The organism is uncultured Bifidobacterium sp., assembly GCF_959020155.1.
GTDB lineage: Bacteria > Actinomycetota > Actinomycetes > Actinomycetales > Bifidobacteriaceae > Bifidobacterium.
The window spans coordinates 1-20,542 of the sequence record NZ_CAUERC010000020.1; the positions used below are offsets into that span (position 1 = coordinate 1).

12 protein-coding genes and 1 pseudogene are annotated in these 20,542 nt (G+C 58.5%); 2 read left to right on the top strand and 11 right to left on the bottom strand.

Annotated features, from left to right (window positions below; genetic code table 11):
* Window positions 1–358: pseudogene (locus tag Q5H31_RS06010) on the bottom strand (IS21 family transposase); the annotation flags it as partial.
* Between the two features lie 702 nt (window positions 359–1,060).
* A complete protein-coding gene (locus Q5H31_RS06015; protein WP_232781562.1) occupies window positions 1,061–2,668 on the bottom strand; it encodes a DUF4012 domain-containing protein in 1,608 nt (535 codons plus the stop codon).
* Window positions 2,669–3,209: 541 nt separating this feature from the next.
* On the opposite strand from Q5H31_RS06015, the gene Q5H31_RS06020 reads away from it, so the two are divergent.
* Window positions 3,210–4,799, top strand: coding sequence for an MDR family MFS transporter (locus Q5H31_RS06020; RefSeq protein WP_195202217.1), 1,590 nt, complete (start codon window positions 3,210–3,212; stop codon window positions 4,797–4,799).
* Between the two features lie 99 nt (window positions 4,800–4,898).
* On the opposite strand, the gene Q5H31_RS06025 is transcribed toward Q5H31_RS06020, so the two are convergent.
* A complete protein-coding gene (locus Q5H31_RS06025; RefSeq protein WP_302457600.1) occupies window positions 4,899–6,266 on the bottom strand; it encodes an Nramp family divalent metal transporter in 1,368 nt (455 codons plus the stop codon).
* A 250-nt stretch (window positions 6,267–6,516) separates the two neighbouring features.
* Here Q5H31_RS06025 and Q5H31_RS06030 point away from each other — a divergent pair, with 250 nt between their 5' ends.
* Window positions 6,517–7,887: an ATP-binding protein gene (locus tag Q5H31_RS06030; RefSeq protein ID WP_007055696.1), complete on the top strand. Its 1,371-nt coding sequence runs from the start codon at window positions 6,517–6,519 to the stop codon at window positions 7,885–7,887.
* Between the two features lie 3 nt (window positions 7,888–7,890).
* Here the strand turns inward: Q5H31_RS06030 and Q5H31_RS06035 are convergent, their stop codons facing one another.
* The 8 genes from Q5H31_RS06035 to Q5H31_RS06070 all read right to left on the bottom strand — a co-directional run bounded on the left by Q5H31_RS06035 (window position 7,891) and on the right by Q5H31_RS06070 (window position 19,989).
* The gene (locus Q5H31_RS06035; RefSeq protein WP_302457601.1) at window positions 7,891–8,634 is read right to left on the bottom strand and encodes an HNH endonuclease family protein; all 744 of its coding nucleotides are present in this window, start codon (window positions 8,632–8,634) and stop codon (window positions 7,891–7,893) included.
* 3 nt (window positions 8,635–8,637) lie between these two features.
* On the bottom strand, window positions 8,638–9,507 hold the full coding sequence (locus Q5H31_RS06040) for an aldo/keto reductase (RefSeq protein ID WP_007057836.1): 870 nt from the start codon (window positions 9,505–9,507) through the stop codon (window positions 8,638–8,640).
* 635 nt (window positions 9,508–10,142) lie between these two features.
* On the bottom strand, window positions 10,143–12,836 hold the full coding sequence (locus Q5H31_RS06045; protein WP_100969255.1) for a glycosyl hydrolase 53 family protein: 2,694 nt from the start codon (window positions 12,834–12,836) through the stop codon (window positions 10,143–10,145).
* Between the two features lie 195 nt (window positions 12,837–13,031).
* Entirely contained in the window at window positions 13,032–14,087 is a 1,056-nt protein-coding gene (locus Q5H31_RS06050; protein WP_302457602.1) for a LacI family DNA-binding transcriptional regulator, read from the bottom strand.
* Between the two features lie 43 nt (window positions 14,088–14,130).
* Window positions 14,131–16,263, bottom strand: coding sequence for a beta-galactosidase (locus Q5H31_RS06055; protein WP_117833263.1), 2,133 nt, complete (start codon window positions 16,261–16,263; stop codon window positions 14,131–14,133).
* A gap of 185 nt (window positions 16,264–16,448) precedes the next feature.
* The gene (locus Q5H31_RS06060; RefSeq protein WP_007055725.1) at window positions 16,449–17,456 is read right to left on the bottom strand and encodes a carbohydrate ABC transporter permease; all 1,008 of its coding nucleotides are present in this window, start codon (window positions 17,454–17,456) and stop codon (window positions 16,449–16,451) included.
* Window positions 17,457–17,458: 2 nt separating this feature from the next.
* Entirely contained in the window at window positions 17,459–18,406 is a 948-nt protein-coding gene (locus Q5H31_RS06065; protein ID WP_008782888.1) for a carbohydrate ABC transporter permease, read from the bottom strand.
* A gap of 233 nt (window positions 18,407–18,639) precedes the next feature.
* On the bottom strand, window positions 18,640–19,989 hold the full coding sequence (locus Q5H31_RS06070) for an ABC transporter substrate-binding protein (RefSeq protein WP_007055690.1): 1,350 nt from the start codon (window positions 19,987–19,989) through the stop codon (window positions 18,640–18,642).
* Between the last annotated feature and the right edge of the window lie 553 nt (window positions 19,990–20,542).

Below are 20,542 nucleotides of genomic sequence, written 5' to 3' on the forward strand. Positions count from 1 at the left end.
GATCCGGCACGCCGCGGTTCGCCTCGCGCCACCGGTGCACGTAACGCATCGTGGTCGAATACTCGCCGTCGTAGTCCGTCTCCGCCAGCAGACGGTCGTGCACGCGCCTGATCGTGTGCCGCTGCTTCCTGGGCAGCAGACGATCGGCCTCCAGCCACCCGTCCACCAGATGCGCGTACGGGTCGATCTTCGACCCGTACCTGCGATCCGCCTTCGGCTTGGGCGAGCAATCCTCCATATCCGCGTACTTCGCGACCGTCCCGCGATCCACGTGAAGACGCCGCGCTATCTGCGCGCGCGACATTCCCTGCCGGTCGAGTCTCCTGATATCTTGCACAATGGGCATCGGTATCGCCATGTTCCTTTCCTTCCCGAGCGCCGGCCGGCGGCAACCGGCCGAATCAAAACCGATTGGCAACTCGGGAATATACAGGCCGCGGCACCGATGCCTATCACATCACCGGGAAACGATGACGACACCGGGGAAAACCATCAGCCCACACTACGGAAAAACACTGCCGAACCTGTCGAACAAACATTGAAGCAAAACACTCGAAATCCCTGGTGAACCGGCTGCCCGGTTCCGCCCACGGCACGGAGGCGACCACGACGCCGCACCTCGGGCAGTCCACGCGCGGCATGGCGGCGACCAGTTCGACGCGCCAGCAGCCCGAAGTCCTGGCCACGCCAGCGGCGCACTCCGCCGCCCTGGTCATACCCGCGGTGCCTCCTTCCGCAGCGGGAGCATCTGAGCGCGCCCGCACGCGGGCGCACGCGGACCTCGAGCACGGGCTCGGGACGCAACGGCGAGTCGACGATCCGCACGTCCTCGACCACCGTGCCTTTGACGTTGAGAAGCTGGTTGAATATGCTGCTCATCAGGCGCTTTTTGGCTGTGCTTTTCTTGGTCGTTAAACAGCCTACCCAAAAAGCGCTCTTCTCTTACTCCCACAACGGTTCAACAACGAACCACCACCCACGAAAACAACAACAGCGCCGTTTTTTGATCCCTCCCTCAGTCAGCGCGACTGACAGCTCCCTCACAGAGAGAGCTCAGTTTTTACTGCTTGTTGATGGAACAGGCAGCGGTGTCAGTGGTGACACCGGAATCAGTCCAGCCCATTGGAGTTTGGTCGATGGTGAGGTCGGAGACGGCCTTGATAGAGGTAGTCACATCAAAGGAGTAGGTAACGGATTCTCCAGGGCCGATATTGGCGATGCTGGCATACACGGTCTTGCCATTCAAAGTCTCCTGACGACTACCAGTCACCGTACCACCTGAGGTTTGAAGATTCGTGAGGCTGCCTCCCGCAGGAGCGTAGATTAAGGTTTTCTCTACGCCACGGCCTTGTTGATCAGCGTTTACACTGAGAATATACGTTCCGGCAGCTCCAGCTATGCCAATCTGGTTATCGTCTATCGTATTCGTCATCGTATATTCCACATGGTAGGTCTGAGAACCATCATTATTGCAGGCGGAACGAGTTATCTTCGACGTGCGGTGAATATACCACCCCATCTTTGACGGGTTCTGCTCAGTCACATACACACCCGCCTGCGGATGTTCCTCACTGCTCGGAGTCTGTGCAGTGAAGCCTGCATCGCTAATAGTCTTCTCAGTAGCCTCGTCAAACGAATACATTGAGAAGCAACGACCTTCCGACATACTTCCCATCAGTTGCGCTACCTTGCTCAGCTTCGTCAAATCCAAATTAGAGAACATGTTACTAACTGTTTGCTCGGCGACTTGGGCAAAATAGGTGTCCTGCATGTAAACCGGATAATCGATATACACCTTGTTTAACAGGAATTCAGCAGTGTTGCCTCCGGCGAGCACACGGCCATCAGAAAGCGTGATGTTGCCGTTGATTTTCACCAATTCCTGCAGAAACACCGGATCAACCATGAGCACACCATCCAATGGAGTGTCACGTCCCCATGATGTGCGCTGCCAGATAGACTGCATACCTTCTGCAACACGAGAGGTATCAGGATATACAGCCAAATCACGGATATCGAACGACATTTTCAGAGGCCCCCACTGCTCGAAAATACGCTGTTCATCTTCCGTTGGATCACCAGCACCATACGGGATGCACTCTTTGTTCGAGCGGAAATCCCCAATACTAATCTTGCCGTTGTCCGTAGTCACCACACCCACGGAACCAATCAGGCCACCGGATGAGCGCTCCTCCGAAGTGGTCATGGCCATCAACGCGTATGTACGCGCCTGGCCAGAGCCGAGAAAATTCGGCGGAATCTGGAATGTGCCAGATAGCTGATCAACCCTATCGGCCAATTTCGTTAATTGAGTCTTGCCGGTGTTGTAGGCATCGTTGACTATGCCGATATGGGCCTTCGGCAGATTCTGATATTTCTGGACCTGCTGTTGCAGCGATTCATTGGCTGAGACAATGGTCTTCTGCGCCTCCAGAATCGGCTGAATATTCAGCTGCCCATCCCCTGTGCTCAGTTGCGCATTCTTCAAAGTAGTCAGCACATTCATAAACTGCGGCGCCGAGTCGCCAATCAATGAATCCACTACCGAAGTCATGCCCTGCACGGCGGTAATGTCATCGCCATACACTGGCAGTTTCGAGGCAATGTTCCACAGCGTGCCATGCACAATATCGTTCGCCGCGGCGGTTTCGGTCTTCGCTTGATCGATCTGCTAACTCACCTTATCAACGTTGTCGAGATTGCTGAGATCGGATATGCCACCCAACAATTGCAAAGCCTGCTCCTCATGAGCCTTAACCTGCTTGGCTTCGGAATACGGTTTCAATCCGCAGAATCCACACACGCCTAACAGCACCACGAGCAATGCCAGAATCGACACCACCCATGGCCAGACACGGTGCCTTCTGCTCGGAATACTTACTGCGTGCCCTGCCCTATGCCTGCTCATACCAATTCCCAAAATGTCTGAGCCAACTTGCATATCTATGCAATGACCAACCACCTATTATGCCCCGGTCTCTTGCGAAAAGTGGGTTCGCTCCCCGCTTCTGCACATATTCCGAACCGACTGGGCACCCCCAGGTATAACGTATTGGGGTGCTTTTGAGAGGCTGCCCGGCCAAGCACATGAAGAGACGGTCGCCGAAACCATCGATTGTTGCGCGACATATGACGCCGCATGAAGAACCGACATGCCAACCGACACCGCCCAAAGCCATCAGGCCGAGCAACGGAAGTGGAGTGTGTGCGTGGCTGGAGAGAGCGGAATCAAGAACCGTCGTGGCGAACTGCAACGAGTGCTGAGCCAAGAGGAATCGTACGTTGACGGCAAGCTGAGTCATGCCGCGTTTATTTCGATCGCAATCCTGACCTTCATCACCTTTGTCGGCAACTTTACCCAGCTGCAACTGAGCTCGGCGCTGCCGATCATCGTGTCGGAATTCCATATTTCCGTGACCACAGGCCAGTGGCTGACCTCCGTGTTCCAGCTGGTTATGGGCGTCATGGTACCGCTGACCGCGTTCCTGACCCGTCGTTTCTCCACCCGTCAGATCGTGATCTGCTCGATGGCGGTGTTCACGGTCGGCTCCCTGCTTGCCTGGCTGGGCCCGAACTTCCTCTTCGTGCTGCTCGGCCGCGTGCTGGAGGCAGCCGGCACGGGCGTGATGTGGCCGGTGCTGCAGATCACGGTGTTTTCCATCTACCCGCTTTCCCGTCGTGGCTTTGCGATGGGCACCGTGGGCATGGCCATGAGCGTGGCTCCGGCCATCGGCCCCACCTTGGGCGGCTGGCAGACCGATGCCAACGGCTGGCGCTCGATCTTCCTGACCATGACCATCATTGGCGTAATCTCGCTGCTGGCGGCCATGTTCGGACTGCATAATTTCGGTTCACACGACCCTTCGGCCCGCGCGGACTTCTTCTCGGTGTGCCTGTCGGTGATCGGCTTTGGTGGGCTTATGTTCGGCTTCACCAATTCAGAGACCTATGGATTCGCGGCACCGGTCACGTGGGGGCCCATGGTTGTGGGACTGGTCGGCATTGTCTGGTTCGTGCTGCGTAACCTGCGCGCTGGCAAGCGGTATCGCGAGGCCGCAGCCAAGGACGAGTCGGCACTCCCCCAGCCGCCGCTGCTGGACTTGGAAGTGCTGAAGAACCGTTCGTTCACCGTCGGCACCATTACCGCGTCGCTGGCATTTTTCGCGTTCAGTTCGATTCTGGTCATCATGCCGCTCTACATCCAGACCGACCGCGGCTATTCGGCCACGATGAGCGGTCTGATCATGCTGCCGGGCGCTATCGGCCAGTGCGTCTCCCAGTTCTTCGGCGGCCGTGCGATGGATCGATTCGGCGCACGACCCGTGGCTTTGTTCGGTTCGATTGTGTTGACCCTTGGCACCTTGGGCATGTCGCTGGTGGCGATGGATACGTGGATCTGGTGGGTGTCAATCTGCCAGTTCATCCGTCAGATCGGCATGGGTTTCCTGCTGATGCCGATTACCACGTGGTCCCTGAATTGCCTGAACGGGCCGAGCGAAGTGTCCGCCGGATCATCGGTGACGAATACCGCGCGTCAGATTGCGGGCGCTGTGGGCGCACCCGTGTTGGTGATTCTGATGGAAACGTTTGCCGCTTTGCATAAGCAGGGCGGCGCCTCCGCCGTCGCCGCTTCGATTTTTGGCATTCAATGGGCGCTGCGCATCTCCGCAATGATCTGCCTGGCAATGGTGTTGATGGTGTTCTTCGGCGTCAAGGGCGACGGTGCCGGTCGTACGCGAGACATTATTTCCTTGCGCGCGCTGCGCGAACGGCGTGCGCGGCGTATGGCTGCGAACTGACGGCAGATCCAACCATTCTCAACATAATAAGAAGCCCCGGTTTCCAACACCGGGGCTTCTTATTATGTTGTGCTATCGCAGGATTTCAGCTGGAGTCTATTACGCCCTGCCCATCAGCGTCAGGACAATCAGCAGCACGTTGAGCGCCACAATCAGCGCCACGACGATCATGAAAATCACGTGCTTGACGGTTCCATCAGCCCACTTGCCCATGAGTTCCTTGTCATGCGTGTATCGCATCAGCGGAATCACGGCGAACGGGATGCCGATGGAAAGCACCACCTGGCCGATGACCAGCGCCTGAGTCGGGTCCTTGGCGAACCACAGCACAATCAGTGCCGGCACCAGCGTGACCACGCGGCAGGCCCACATCGGGGCGTTGACGTGCAGCAGACCGTGCATGATTTCCGAGCCGGCGTACGTGCCAACCGATGTGGAGCTCAGCGACGAAGCCAGCAGGCCGATGGAAAAGATCGTGCCGATCACCGGGCCAAGCACCTGCGTGATCGCCCGCTGTGCGCCGTCGATGGAGTCCATGCCAGACATGCCATGCAGCGAGTTGGCGGCGAGCACCAGCATCGCCAGATTCACGGTGCCGGCCAGCAACAGCGCCCAGGCCACATCGATTTTCGAGCCTCTCAGCTGCGTTTTGATCGACGGCTTTTCGCCGCCTGCGTAATGGTCGTTCACCAGCGTGGAGTGCAGGTAGATGGCGTGCGGCATCACGGTGGCGCCCAGAATCGAGGCGGCCATCAACACCGAGTCGGCGCCTTGGAAGCGTGGAATCATGCCCTTGACCACTTCGCCGGGGTTCGGCGGGGCTACGAACAGACCCGCGATGAAACCGAACGTAATCACCAGCAGCATCACGATGATGATGCGCTCGAACGTGGTTTGTGTCTTGCCACCTTGGAACCATAGCATCACCGTGGAGATTGTGCCAATCACCAAACCGCCGATGAACAGCGGCAATCCGAACAGCAGGTTCAGGGCGATGGCACCGCCGATCACCTCGGCCAGATCGGTGGCGATGGCGATGACTTCAGCCTGCATAAAGAACATGAATCGGCCGGCGTCGCTCATACGCTCACCCAGCAGTTCCGGCAAGGATTTGTTGGTCACGATGCCGAGTTTGGCGGACTGATACTGGATAAGCACGCTCATGGCATTGGCGAGCACCAGCACCCATACCAACAGGTAGCCGTACCTCGCACCGGAGGTGATGTTGGCCGCCACATTACCAGGATCGACGTAGGCCACGGCCGCCACGAACGCGGGACCAAGGATACTGGCCAGCGCATGGTCATGCGGCTTTTTCTTGTTGTTCGCCCCTGCTCCGGTCCCGGTTCCGACTCCAGCAAGCTGGCGTTCCTTCTCAATTTCCGGTGTTTCCTGTTCGATGTCTGTCACAGCGTTCGTCATAGTGGTTGCCGCAGTGACATCTGCCGCGGTGTGTGTTACCGCCATATCGTTTGTACCTGTTCCCTTCATACCGCGCACAGTTATAGCGCAGGCATGTTTCCCGAGTCAACAAACAGACAATCTGCGGACGATTGATGGATGACCGGCGGACTGGCAGCTGGCATCTCCCGCCATCTCGCTCATGAAATGTGAAAAACCGCCAAAAACTCGCTCATGAAATGTGCCAGACGGTAGAAAACTCGCTCATGAAAGTGTAAAATCATTGATATAGCAGTAATTCGGAAAGGGGCTCCTCATGTATCTCAAACGCAAAGCCGATGCCTATCTCAATGCATGGAAATCCGACCCGAATCGCTCCCCGCTAATCATCAAGGGCCCTCGTCAAGTAGGCAAGACAGAGACTATCGATTACTTTGCCGCACACAACTACCGTTCGGTAGTGGAAATCAACTTCGTTGAGGAACCGAAATATCGTGCAATCACTGCGGACGGTTATGGCGCGGATACCATCGTCCGCAATATTTCCCTGATCGACCCAGCTAAAAAGTTCATTCCGGGCGATACGCTCATCTTTTTCGACGAAATCCAGGCCCATCCTGATATCGTCACTGCACTGAAGTTCTTTAAAATCGACGGCAAATATGATGTGATTTGCAGCGGTTCAATGCTGGGCATCAGCTATAAGCAAATCGAAAGCAATAGCGTGGGATATAAGACCGACTACGAAATGCGATCGTTGGACTTCGAGGAATTTCTGTGGGCTCGCGGATACGATGAGGCCGTCATCGAAAGCATGTTCACCCACCTGTGTGATGCTACGCCATTCTCTGAAGTGGAAATGAACGTCTTCTCCACGGCATTTATGGATTACTGCGTGCTTGGCGGCATGCCTGCGGTTGTCGCCTCCCATATACGCACTGGCACGTTCGAGGGAACACTGCAATTGCAGCGCCAGCTTATTTTGGACTACCAGGAGGATATCCGCAAATACGCGCAAGGACTCGATCAGGCACGAATTCTCAACGTGTTCAACCATATTCCCGTGCAACTCGCCAAGGAAAACAAGAAGTTCCAAATCAGCAAGGTTGCCAGCGGAGCGCGTTTCAAAGACTATCGAGGATGCGTGGAATGGCTTGAAACCTCGGGAATGGTGAATATCTGCCGATGTATGTCCTATCCTGAACTGCCGTTGAAAGGCAATTATGACGAAAACAAGTTCAAGATATATTTCGGCGATACCGGTCTGTTCGTAGCGATGCTTGACGACGAGGCCAGTGATGATCTGCGGGCCAATCGTAATCTTGGTGTCTATAAGGGTGCTATGTACGAGAGCATCGTCTCTGAAGCGCTACGGAAATCCGGCTATGACCTGTACTACTACAAAAAAGAGGATTCCACACTGGAACAGGATTTCTTCGTCCGCACGCGCGAATGGCTGGTGCCGGTGGAGGTGAAATCGAAAAAAGGCACCGCCAAATCCATGCGGACGCTAATCGCTTCGGATTCTTATCCGGAAATTCAGTTCGGCGTGAAACTATCCGCCGGCAATATCGGTAGCAGCGAACACGTGTTCACCGCACCATACTTCACCACATTTTTGCTCCGACGGCTCCTGCGCGCTTATGACGAGGGGCAGGCACCTATGCTCAACAATCCTGAGCGGTAGCCCCTATTCGTCTGCGGGCACGGCCTGGCCCGGGCAGGTGTGGAGGACGGCGAGCATGGCGTCCTTTTCTTGGGAGGTGACGGTGAGCCGGTACTTGTCTTTGACGCCAATCTGGCGGGCCACGTAGTCGCAACGGTAGTCGGCGTTGGTGGGTAGCCAGTAGGCGGCGGAAGCCGAACCCTTCTCCTGATTGGCCGGGCCGTCGACGGCCAGCAGGTTGTAGGGGTCATTGCCGAATTCATGGCGTTTGGCAGTGGACCAGTCGCGCGCACCGGATTGCCAAGCGTTTTCAAGGGCCACCACATGGTCGATCTGCACTTTGGCGCTGGTGGCGCGGCCACGTACAAAATGGATGGTCTGAGCGGTGTACGGATCGGCCAGTGTGCCGGACTCGACCACACAGGAACCGGCGTATTTGTAGGTGATGTCCGTGAGATCACGGGCGAGCACGTCGTCGCGTACGTCGCAGCCATTGCCGTCGACGTCGGTGGTGCGGAAACCGAAGGAATCGCGGTCGTAGCCGGAGGAGCTTTGGTTGTCGTCTACGGCGAGCGCGTTCAAAGTGTCGGCGGCTGAACCGGTGGCAGTGTAGCCACCGGTGATTTTGGCCACGTCGGAGCTGACCTGCGGCAGTAACAGGCCGATGGTCACGCCGATTGCTACGGCGAGAACGATGAGAATCAGCACGCGCTCCAGCGGTCCAGAGGCGTTGAAACGACGGCGGAAGTGGGCGTTACGACGTGCCATCAATCACGCATAGGTGAAGGTGAGGGGGTCGTGGCCGGCGCGGGTGGGGCCGTCGAGGGCGTCGATGGCAGCGTGTTCATCGGCGGTCAGGGCGAAGCCGAACAGGTCGAGATTCTCCCTCTGACGGTCGGCATGCACGGACTTGGGGATGATGATCGTGCCGTTTTCGATGTGCCAGCGCAGAATCACCTGGGCCGGGCTGACCTCATGGGCGGCGGCGATCTTCTCGATGGTGCCGTCGCCGGCGTTGAGGTCGGCGCCACGCGCCATCGGCGAGTAGGCCTCCACGGCGATGCCGTGCTTCTTGCAGAACGCCACCACTTCGCGCTGCTGCCACGTGGGGTGCAGCTCAATCTGATTGACGGCCGGCCATGCGCCGGTCTCCCCGTGCAGACGCTTCAGATCGGCGGGCATGAAGTTGCATACGCCGAGCGTGCGTGCCATGCCTTCGTCGCGCAGCTTGACGAACGCCTTCCAGGTGTCGGTGCTGCGCCAGTCGAACGGCGTGGGCCAATGGATCATGTACATGTCCACGTAATCGAGCTGGAGGAGTTTCAGGGAGTTGTCGAATGCCTTGAGCGCGGAGTCGTAGCCCTGCTCGGAGTCGCGCAGCTTGGTGGTGACCCACAGGGTCTCGCGCTTGGCGCCGGTGTTGTATCCGGAAGCGGCGAGCGCACGACCCACGCCGGCCTCGTTGTTGTATCCGGCGGCGCCATCGATGTGGCGGTATCCGGCTTCCAGCGCAGATTCGACGACAGGGGCCACGCCCTCGTCATCGATACGTAGCATGCCAAGGCCGACCTGCGGAATGGAATGGCCGTCTTTCAAGGCGATGTCCGGCACGTTGGCGGGATTGATGTGTCCGTTGGTCATGGCTTGTGATGCTCCTTCATGTACTGCAACTACACGCCACTGTACACGGTTATGCAGGCGATGTGCGGGTGCTGCAACCAAACGGCATGATTGCGCCCGGCCTTCCGTGTGGGAGAGCCAAGCGCAATCATGACAACATCACGCTCTACTCCTGCGACCGGCCCTCGCCCTATTGTTCCCGGGCGCGAATTTGCCCCGGTACAGGCGTCAATCGATTGACGTTTGCACCGGGGCAGAAATCGTTGTCCCGGTACGCAATTTCGGGCCATTTTCGAGAACCAGGACAAGACAATCCCCAAAGTCCACATACCCCGACAAACAGAATCGGCGGAATACAGCCAATCCCGAAATCAACATACTGTCCCGGTTCTCACGTAGAACGATTGACGTGCAAACCGGGGCAACGGGAATTGTCCCGGTACGCGAAAAACACCCGTTTTCGCAAACCAGGACAGTGATTTCTGTCCTGGTACCCACATCAAACGATTGATGCACGAACCGGGACAGAATCGCATCGCTGCGCCGAGACAGACGCATCTGACAGCCGACAACCGATAAACGACAGCCGACAGATGGCATCTGGCAGCCGGTTGCCGGCTGCCGGCAACCGCATCATAATGCCGCATCAGTCTCTATCAGGAGCGCTTACGACGCAAAGCAAGCGAGACCCCGCCGGCCACGCCGAGAACGACAACCGCAAGACCCACGGCAGTCACCGCGCTACCGGTATTGCTCAGCACACCAGTGATCTTGTCGCCATTCGCACCGTTGGTCTTATCGCCCTCGCCCGTATCGGGATTGATAGTAGCCCCGCCATTACCCGCACCGTCCGAGCCGTTGCCGGAACCACCTTCGGCCCGAGCGGTAACCGCAACCGTATAGGTTTCGGTGACATTCGGATTCGACTTGAGCGTTACGGTAACCTTCGCCGCATCAGCGGGAGCGGAGAAATCGTAATCGAGCGTGAACTGGTCGGCGGAAAGCGTCACGTTGCCCATGCCTGCGGAATAGTTGCCCACGACCTTGAGATCATGGTCGGCATCGATGGCATCGCCCACCTGATAGGTGGTTTTGCTTGGCGTGACGGTCAGGCTGGAGACCTCCTTTTGGGCGAGGCCGGCAATGGCATCGGCAACAAGCTTGATCACATCGTTCACGTCCTGCTCGGTGTAGGTGCTGCCGGCAAGCAGCACGTCAGCGGCGGCAAGCGCCTGATCGAGTTTGGCGAGCGACTCGTTGGTGTACTCATCGCGATTGATTTTCCCGGCTTCGGCCACGGCCTTGTCCAGGTTCTCCGTGGATGGCTTCACCGGAGTTTCGGTCTTTTTGACGAGTGAGACCTTGTCCACATTGCCCCATGCGTCGGCAGGCAGGTTGCCCGTGATGGTGATGGTCGCTGTGCCATCAGCACCCACGGTGACAGGCACGGTGGCGGTATCGAACTTAACCCAACCGTTGAGTTCCAGCGCATCGGACGTGGTCTTGCCACCCGTTGTGGCGGAGAGGGCCACACCATCGGTAATAGCGGCGTTGTCCGCTGCCGCGCCTTGGCTCATGGCGGTCAGCACGTATTCGCCAGGCTCGAGTCCGGTGACGGTCTGCGTGGCGGAGAAACTGTAGGCATCGGATGCCCAAAACTTCAGCGCGCGCTTGCCGTCGGCGGCGTTGCCACTGTCTTCGGTGATGGACGCACCGGTGCCGGCAATGGTCCAGTTCTTATCGTTCTCAGCGTTCTCGAAGCTGCCGTCCGTTACGTAATCCTTGGCAGGAGTGGCGGTGACGGTGACGGTGACGGTCACGTCGTGGCCAGCGTTGGTGGTGCCGGTGATGGTGTATGTGCCTGCGCCACGAATCCAGTCAAGCGCAGCGGATTGCCAGGTCACGGTTTCGGTCTCGTCCACCCCATCCTGATAGTGTGCGGCCACCTCACTCGGCAATTGCGCTTTGATCGCGTCGATGGAATCCGAGTCAGTCGCGGTAATCTCCACTGGATCTATCTTGGTGAACACATGATCGGTGACGGCACCGGTGTGAATGTACTTGAACGTCGGCAGAGAGGCGAGCGCCTTGCCATAGAAATCGAACAAAGCTTGGTTATCGACACCTGAGCCGCCCCAGTACAGGCCGGCGTCATTGGGATCGTATTCGCCGGCCGCTTCAGTGGCCCAGCCGCCACCGTACTTGTTCCACGTATCCACCAGTTCGGCGTTATCCTTGCCGCCGGTGCCCACGGGCACCCATGCGGGCTCCCAGTAGAACACACCCAGGCCGTCGTTTTCGCCATCGCCATCATTGTCGCCGATATTGTTCACGGCCTCGGCGACCGCGCGAATCTCATCGGCCTGGCCTTGCGGGCTGATGTCGTATTTCTTGAGGTTATCGGCGGTTACTTTACTGGGCACTGTGTTGGAATCGTCGTCGCCATCATCCAAGGTGTATGCCCACGACGTTTCCGCCACCATCACATCTTTCTTATAAGTGGAGGCCACGTTCTTGAGCACGCTGGTGAGGTTTTCGGTGGTGCCATGCCAGAACGGGTAGTAGGAGCTGGCGAACACATCGTAATCCACATTGTGGTTGCTCAACTGTTTGGCGTAAGTGGCGTAGGTGCCGGCTTTCTCCGGGTTGGTGAAATGAATGACGACCTTGGCTTCGGGGAGCACTTCGCGTATGGCTTTGGAACCTGCGGAGAATACTTTGGACATGCCGTCCCAGCCAGAGATGCCGGCGATTTTCGCAGTGGTTTCGTTGCCGACCTGCACCATGCCGACGTCCACGCCGGCTTGTTTGAACGTGGTCAGAGTCTGCTTGGTGTAGTCGTATACGGTGTCGGCGGTTTTGTCCGCGTCGCCTTCAAAGGATTTCCACGCCTTGGGCACCTGCTGCTTGCTGGGGTCGGCCCAGAAATCGGAGTAATGGAAGTCGACCAGCACTTTCAGCCCTGCTGCCGTGGCTCGCTTGGCCATGGTCAGTGCGCGATCGGCGTTGACGTTGCCGCCGCCATATCCTTGGCCGTCTGCGGTGAACGGATCGTTCCACACACGCAGACGCACATAGTTCACGCCGGATTCCTTGAGCAACGTGAACAAATCCTCGACCTCGCCATTGGCGTTCTTGAACGTGACGCCGCTTTCTTCCAGCGAGAGCATGGATGAGACGTCCATACCGCCGATGAAATCATCGCTTAAGCCTTGGATGGCCTTGACCGAGACGTCGGCTTTAACTGGTTCTTCTTCGGCGGCGTTTACAGTGAACGTGCCTCCTGCGCAGAGCATTATGGCGGCCACGCCGGATGCCATAATGCGAGTAAGCGCGGTATTTCGGCGCATGCTTTTTCTCCTTTGAATGGTGAACGCTCAGAACGAACGCCCAGTGATGCTTGGCGCTTCCTTTCCTTATGCGCCACGCGGTACAGCTGTGTACCACGCAATCGCCACCTTAGCACTTTATGCCGTGTTGGTCAACCGGTGTATCAACGCCTCGTACGGCCCAGTACAGCAACACCAGCATTACAGCAATGTCGTTCAGCGTGTGGAGGCGCGGGCGATGACCTGGGATTCGGTGGTGAGCAGTTCGGACTTGGTGATGCTGCCGTCGATGCGTCCGAGGATGCGATTCACTGCCGTGGGAGCCGTCCAGTCAAGGCGGGAATCCATGGTGGTCAGCGGAATCTGCAGGTAGGGGGCTTCCTCGTTGTTATCGAAGCCGATGACCTGCACCTGCACGGGCACCTCATAACCAGCGGTGCGCAGAGCGGTCAATGCGCCGATGGCCAACTGATCGTTCAAGGCAATCACACCGTCGAATGGCACGCCGGAATCAATGAGCCGCTGGGTCACACGGGCACCGGCTCCGATGGTCCAATCCTGATCGGTGTTGCCAATCAGCTGCGGATCCAAGGAGAGCCCACGCCTACGGGTCTCTTCGATGATGCCGCGCAGACGCAGCTGCGCGTTGCCTTCTACGGCATTCAGCAATGCATCTTCGTCGTAAACGTCACGGGCACCGATCACTGCAAGTCTGGTGGAACCGCGGTCATACAGGTAGCCTGCGGCCATGGCGGCTGCGGATACATCGTCTGGGGTCACGTGATCCACAATGCCCCACGTGGTACGCGCGCCAACGATGACCAGCGGAAAATCAACCTTCAGATCATCGGGCGAAATGTTTTCCACCTCGCTCATGGAAAGGATCATGCCATCGGACACCGTGGAGTTGAACTTCTTCAGCAGATCGCACGCGCCTTTCGCGGAGCCTTCCGCATACGTGGTGACGTATACGGAATAGTCGCGCTGACGGGCGGCCTCGATGGTGCGGTTGGCGAGCTCGGCCAGATATGGCGGAATCAGCGAAGGCACGGCGAGGGTGATGAAGCCGGTGTGATCGCGGTTGAGGTTGCGGGCGGCCACGTTGACTCGGTAGTCGAGGTCCTTAATGACCGACTCGACCTTGGCACGGGTCTCATCTGTCATACGCCCGGAGCCATTGATCACGTTCGACGCAGTTTTGAGCGATACACCGGCGGCCTGAGCGACATCGCGTAGCGTCACTCGACGCTTGGCTGTTTTCTCGTCGCTCATGCCGCACTCCTCTATCCGGACAACATTGCCATTCTAGCGCGGTTTAGCAGGACGTTTTAGCGATAAGAATGGCGTTGCGGTTCAGCGTATATCCAACGGCGTCAGTCTCGCAACGGTGGGCGATGATGGGATCACCTTCCACACCGTTGATGGCGACGGGCTGGTTTGAGCGGTTGAGGTAGAAATCGAAGCGGGTGGAGCCGTCTGCGGATCGGCGGATGGTGTGCAGGATGCGGGGATCTGTGGTGGGATAGGTTGGAGTTTGACCACTCTCAGTCGGCTGCGCCGACAACTCCTGCCATCGGGAGCCAAGTGCTTTGAGCAACTGGGCAATGTCGTGACGGTTGAGGTCGCAGCCCACGTAGATGGCGGTACCGTTGCCATAGGGGCGGCTGGTGATGGCGGGGGTGCGCTCCAGCTCCCAGTTGGCGGCGGACTCACCTGCGTAAGAGGCAAGCACTGTGGTGTCCGCGGCTACGGAAGTCACGTCGTTCTGCCACAGGCGGGTCGTCAGACCATTGGACAGGCTGATTTCGCTGGGCTCGCCTTCGGCTTCTTCACCGAGGATGTTGAATTCTTCGGAGCGGATGCCGAGCATGTCGCGTAGGAGCCCGTTGCCGGCGCCGGGGTAGCCGCCGAGGCCGATGTGGAAGTGCTCGTCGATCAGGCCGGCGGCATAGCCGACGATGACGGTTCCGCCGGCCTTCGCGAAGTCGGCGATACGGAGAACGTCTTCGTCGGACAGGCTGAGCACGGTGGGCAGCACGATGGTTTTGTAGCCGGTCCAGTCGTAGGCGAGCGGCACCACGTCCGCGCGCAGCCCGGCATCCAGGAAGCCGCGGTACCAGTCGCGCACGTCGTGCCAGTGGTTGAGTTTCATGCTGGGCAGGGTTTCGGAGCGTGTGGCCCATTCGGATTCCGCGCTGAACAGGATCGCCGTGCCGGCACGCTCGAGCTCAGTGCCCTGCAGCCCGGCGTCGGAGAGGGTCTTCAGCGCCTTACCGAGCTCGCATACGCCGCGGAAGACCTTGGAATCGGCGCCCGCGTGGGGCAGCATGGCGGAGTGGAACGCCTCGGCGCCCGACTTGGATTGCCGCCATTGGAAAAAGCAGATGGCGTCGGCGCCCATGGCCACGTGGGCCAGGGAGTCGCGCATGAGTTCGCCGGCCCGTTTGCGTGTGTTCAGCGGCTTCCACTGCACGGCTGAGGTGGAGTGCTCCATCACGTACCACGGCTTGCCCAGCGCGAGGGAGTCCATGAGCGCGTCCGAGCAGGCGAGTTCGTCCAGGTGGGATTCGCCCTCATGGAAGTAGTGATCGTTGGACACGAAGTCCACCTCATCCGCCCATTTGGCGTAGTTCATGACGCACTGGTCGGTGGAGACCATGAAGTTCGTGGTGAACGGCTTGTCGGGGCAGATCTGCTCGATGGCGTCGCGTTCGGCTTTGTAGAAGTCGAGCAGCATGTCGTTGCCGAACCGCTCGTAATCCAACTGCTGCGACGGGTTGACCATGGCGTCGCCGCCCATGTGACGTGGCAGCAGCACCTCGTCGAAACTGTTCACGTGCTGCGACCAGAAGGCCGTGCCCCACGCCTCGTTCAACGCGTCGATGGTACCGTACTTGGCCTCGCACCACGTGCGGAACGCGGCCAAGGCGTTGTCGGAGTAGTCGTAGCGGTTGTTCCAGCCGTATTCGTTGCCCATGTGCCAGGCGGTCACATACGGGTTGTCCTTGTAGTGTTCGGCAAGTTTGCGGCACAGGCGCAGCGCGTATTCCTTGAACACCGGGCTTGTGGGCTGCCACGACTGGCGTGAGCCCGCGTTGACGGTATGACCATACCGGTCTACCGGCAGCACCTCTGGATGGGATTCGTACAGCCACAGCGGTGCGGCGGCTGTGGCGGAGGCCAAGTCCACGGCGATGCCGGCTCTGCCGAGCCTGTCGATCACATGGTCGAGCCACTCGAACGTGAACGCGCCCTCGACCGGCTCGATCTTGTCCCAGCTAAAAATTGCCAGCGATACGACGTTCACGCCGGCCTCACCCATGAGACGGATATCCTCGTCCAGCGTCTCCTCGGGCCACTGGTCCGGGTTGTAGTCGCCGCCGAACGCGATGCCGCGGCCGGATTCCGTCAGCAGGGACGGCCACCTAAATGCTCTATGAGTAGTCATATTAATCAAATCCTTTATTGTATCGGTTTGCGGGAAGTGCTGTGCTTGCAGGTTGTGAACACCAGAGAGGCCGCCCCGCTGGCGGGGCTGTCAGCGAAGCTGACTGGGGGTGGTCGCCAGTCGAATCCCCATATGACCACCCTCAGTCCGCTCCGCGGCCAGCTCCCGTCAGGGGGAGCCAGAGGTTACTCCTTGACGGCGCCTGCGGCGAGGCCTGACTGCCAGTACTTCTGCAGGCACAGGAACGCAATCACCAGAGGGATGATCGTGATCAGCGAACCGGTAATCACGAGGTTTTGGATAGCTTGACCGCCTGCGGTTGAAGCCTGGTCCTTCCACTGGTTCAGACCGATCGTCAACGGGTACCAGTTGGAATCCTTCAACATGATCAACGGCAGGAAGTAGTTGTTCCACGTCGCTACAATGGCGAACAATGCAGTGGTCACGATGCCGGGCGCCAACAGCGGCAGGGAAATCTGGAAGAAGGTGCGGAACTCGCCGGCACCATCCACGCGCGCGGCTTCAAGCAGCTCATCCGGCACGGCCTGATCGGAGAAGATCCACATCAGATACAGACCGAACGTGGATACCAAACTCGGGATAATCATCGACCACGGGGTGTTCGTGAGGCCCATCTTGGCGAACAGCAGGAACTGCGGCACGGCCAGCGCGATACCCGGCACCGAAATGGCGCCGATGATGATCACGAAGCACAGCTTACGGCCGGGGAAGCGGAACTTGGCCAGCGCATAGCCGCCCATGATGGCCAGCAAGGTGGCACCGCCGGCGCCGACCACCACATACAGAATCGTGTTGACGAACCAGCGGCCGAAGATACCGTCCTGATAGGTGAACACCGTGGCGATGTTGTCGAACAGGGCGAACGTTTTGCCGAAACCGAGGCCGAACGTCGAAGTGAAGTCGGACTGGGTCTTGGTGGCGTTAATCATCAGGTAGACAAACGGGAAGAGGCAGTAGACCGCGAAAATCGCGCACACGATGGTCAGGGCCATCGAGCGGGTCGGGTTCGCCGGGTTGGAGAAACCGGTTTTGGCGGCGCGCTTGCGCTCGGCCTTCTCGTCGGCGTCGATGCGCTTCTGACGCTCCTTCTCGGCCTTCTTGGCGGCCTTTTCCTGAGCCTTGAGATCGGCCAGGGTCATGGTTGTTGTTGAAGTCATGGTTGCAGTGCTCATAATTACTTCATCTGCTCCTTCATACTCTTAAGCTGGACGACATACGCAATGGCCATGGTGATGATGGCCATCACGATGGCCAGAGCTGCGGCATAGTTGCTCTGATTGCCGGTGAAGCTCAGGTTGTAGGCGTACATGTTCGGCGTGTAGTACGTGGTGATCGCGTTGCCCGGAACCATGTTCTGCAAAATGCTCGGCTCGTTGAACAGCTGGAAGCTGCCGATGATCGAGAAGATCACCGTGATGGCCAGCGAGCCCTTCAGCTCCGGCAGCTTGATCTTCTTAACAATCTGCCACTCCGAAGCGCCGTCGATGGAGGCGGCCTCATACAAGCTGTGCGGAATGGTGCTTAGGGAGCTGTAAAAAATCAGCATGTTGTAGCCGGCATATTCCCACGTGTTGATGTTCGCGATGGATGCAAGCAGCACGTCGGGGTTGAGCACATCGATGTTGGTGCCGAGGAAGTCGTTGAGGGAGCCGACCAGACCGTATTTGGCGCCATACACGAAACCCCAAATCATGGTGGAGACCACTGCGGGCACCGCATAGGGCAGGAATGTGGAGATGCGGAAGAACTTGGTGCCATGCAGCTTCATCGAATCCAAAGCGAGGGCCATGGCTGCAGCCAGAAACAGCATGATCGGCACCTGGAATACGGTGAAGATAGTGACGCGGCCCACCGAGCTCCAGAACTGCGGATCCTGAATCAGTCGGGCGTAGTTCTCGAAGCCGACGAACTTGGTGCCGCCGACCATCTGCTTCTTGAAGAAGGAGATGTAAATGGCGTACACAATTGGGATGATGAACACGAAGACGAACACCACGGCGAACGGCCACATGAACTTCCAGCCGCGCCAGTCGGCCTTGTGCTTGTTGACGCGGGCCTCGGCCGTGTGCAGATCCGCCTCCTCAGGCAGGATTCCCACCGTTGGCTGCGGGGCTGCGGCCATTGTTTGATCGGACATAATCGATTGCTTTCTTGGAATACGGATTGCTGTGCTGCGCCCGCTACCAGGGGGTCGCTCGATTGGAGCGGTCACGTCAGGCGAGGGCACGGGAAAGCGGGGACACTGGGGAGCATCCCCGCTTTGGGAGATCGGGCGGCTAGGCGGAAGGAGAGTGGCCTAGCCGCAGGTTTTGATTGTTGGTCAGTGCCGGATGTACCGGCAATAGATCGGTTGCGTCACTTGACGGTGACGTTGTAGCCCTGCTGCTTGCCTTGCTCGGCGAGCTTGTTGGCATAGTTTTCAAGCGCTTTCTCCAGGGTGATGTCGCCGGAGTAGGCCTTGGAGACTTCGTCGCCGTAAGCGGTCTGGGCGTACGGGTTGTACGGCAGGTACTGGAACTTCTCGGTCGGGCGCTGAGCCGCGGCGGAAAGGACTTCGTTGACGTTCTGACCGCCGAAGTAGTCGTTGGTCTTCTTGTTGGACTCGGTGGTCGGGTCGGTGAAGGAGTCGGACCGGAGGATCTTCTTCAGGGACGGGAAGGTACCGGTGTCGGCCATGGTCTGAGCGCCCTCGCCATGAGTCATGTACTCAACGAGCTTGTAGGCAGCGGCCTGGTTCTTGGACTGCGAGGTGACGGCAAGTGCAGAGCCACCGTCTTCGGCGGAGACTTCCTTGCCTTCCTCCCACTGCGGCAGCTGGGCGACGCGCCAGTTGCCGGCCTGATCGGGGGCGCCGGTCATGAGGTTGATCGGCATCCAAGCGCCGATGGTCAGGGAGGCGAGGGTGCCATCGTTGAGCTCGCGGTTCCAATCGTCGGACCAGTTCGGGGTCTTGGCGTCCACGAGGTCTTCGTCGATGAGCTTCTGGACGAATTGGATATAGCGCTGCATGCCCTCGTCCTTGGTCATGTTGATGGTGATGTTCTCGCCATCGACCTTCCACGGCTGGGCACCGGCCTGCCAGATCTGGGCGGTGAACGGCTGATAGTCGTTGGAGGTACCGGCCAGATTGGTGATGTAGGAGCCGGTGGCACGGATCTTCTTGGCGGCCTCGTAGTAGTCGTTCCAGGTCTTGATGGACTCGCCGTCCACGCCGGCCTTGTCGAACACTGCCTTGTTGTAGAAGAACATTTCGGGGCCGGAATCAATCGGCAGAGCGTACGGCTTGTTGTTGTACTGGAGCTTGTTCCACGGGCCGGCGGCGAAGTCGTCGGCGAGTTTGTCGGCGCCGAATTCGCTCAGGTCCACGAGGCCATCGGTGACGGCGAACTGGGTGACGGTCGGATCTTCGAGCATCACGACGTCAGGGGCGCCGTTGCCTGCGGCGATGGCGTTGGAGAGCGCGGTGGAGGTCTTCTCGGCGGTGCCGGTGTTGTTGAACTTGACGGTGATGCCGGGGTTGGCCTTCTCGAAGTCAGCGAGGATTTCCTTCATCGAGTTGCCGGAATCCCAGCCCCAGAACACGAGTTCGGCCTTGTCAGCGTCACCCTTGTTGGCGCCGTTGTCGTTGCTGCTGCCGCAGGCGGCGAGACCGACGAGCGTGGCCACGGCTGCCGTTGCCGCGATGACCTTCTTGGTGTTGCGCATGTTATCTCCTTCTGGACCATTGGAGTTGACTTGCGGGTGGTTGGCTTTCTTCCGACTGGCTTCCGGTTTTCGTCCGGTTACTTCTCGGTTATCTTCCGGCTGTCTTTGGCTGCCTTCCGATTGTTGACGACTGCCTTCCGATTGCCAAAAACGAATCGACTGCTACGTTGGATTTCAATTCGTTTGGCCGCTTGCGAAGTCTCCTCTGGCCACCTTTCCTTGGGGTGTTTTCTTTGGTACACCCGTGTACCAATACCTAAGATGATACACCTGTGTACCAATTTGTCAAATCACCCGACACGCCTGATTTTTTTCGCCTTTTCCATGCTTTCCACGTGAGCAAATCTCCAGTCGAACAGCGACTTGTCTCAGAGGCTCTTCATCCCCTCCCCCAACGTGAGTAGGTCCCGACTCTCAGCACACCACCAAATAACGCGCAGCATGCTCGTGAGTCCCCAACACCCACACACCACGGCGCGATTCCACCACTCAGCCGCCTCACCAGTGCCCACATTTGTAGATATTCAACGCCATATGACAAGAATCTGACTAG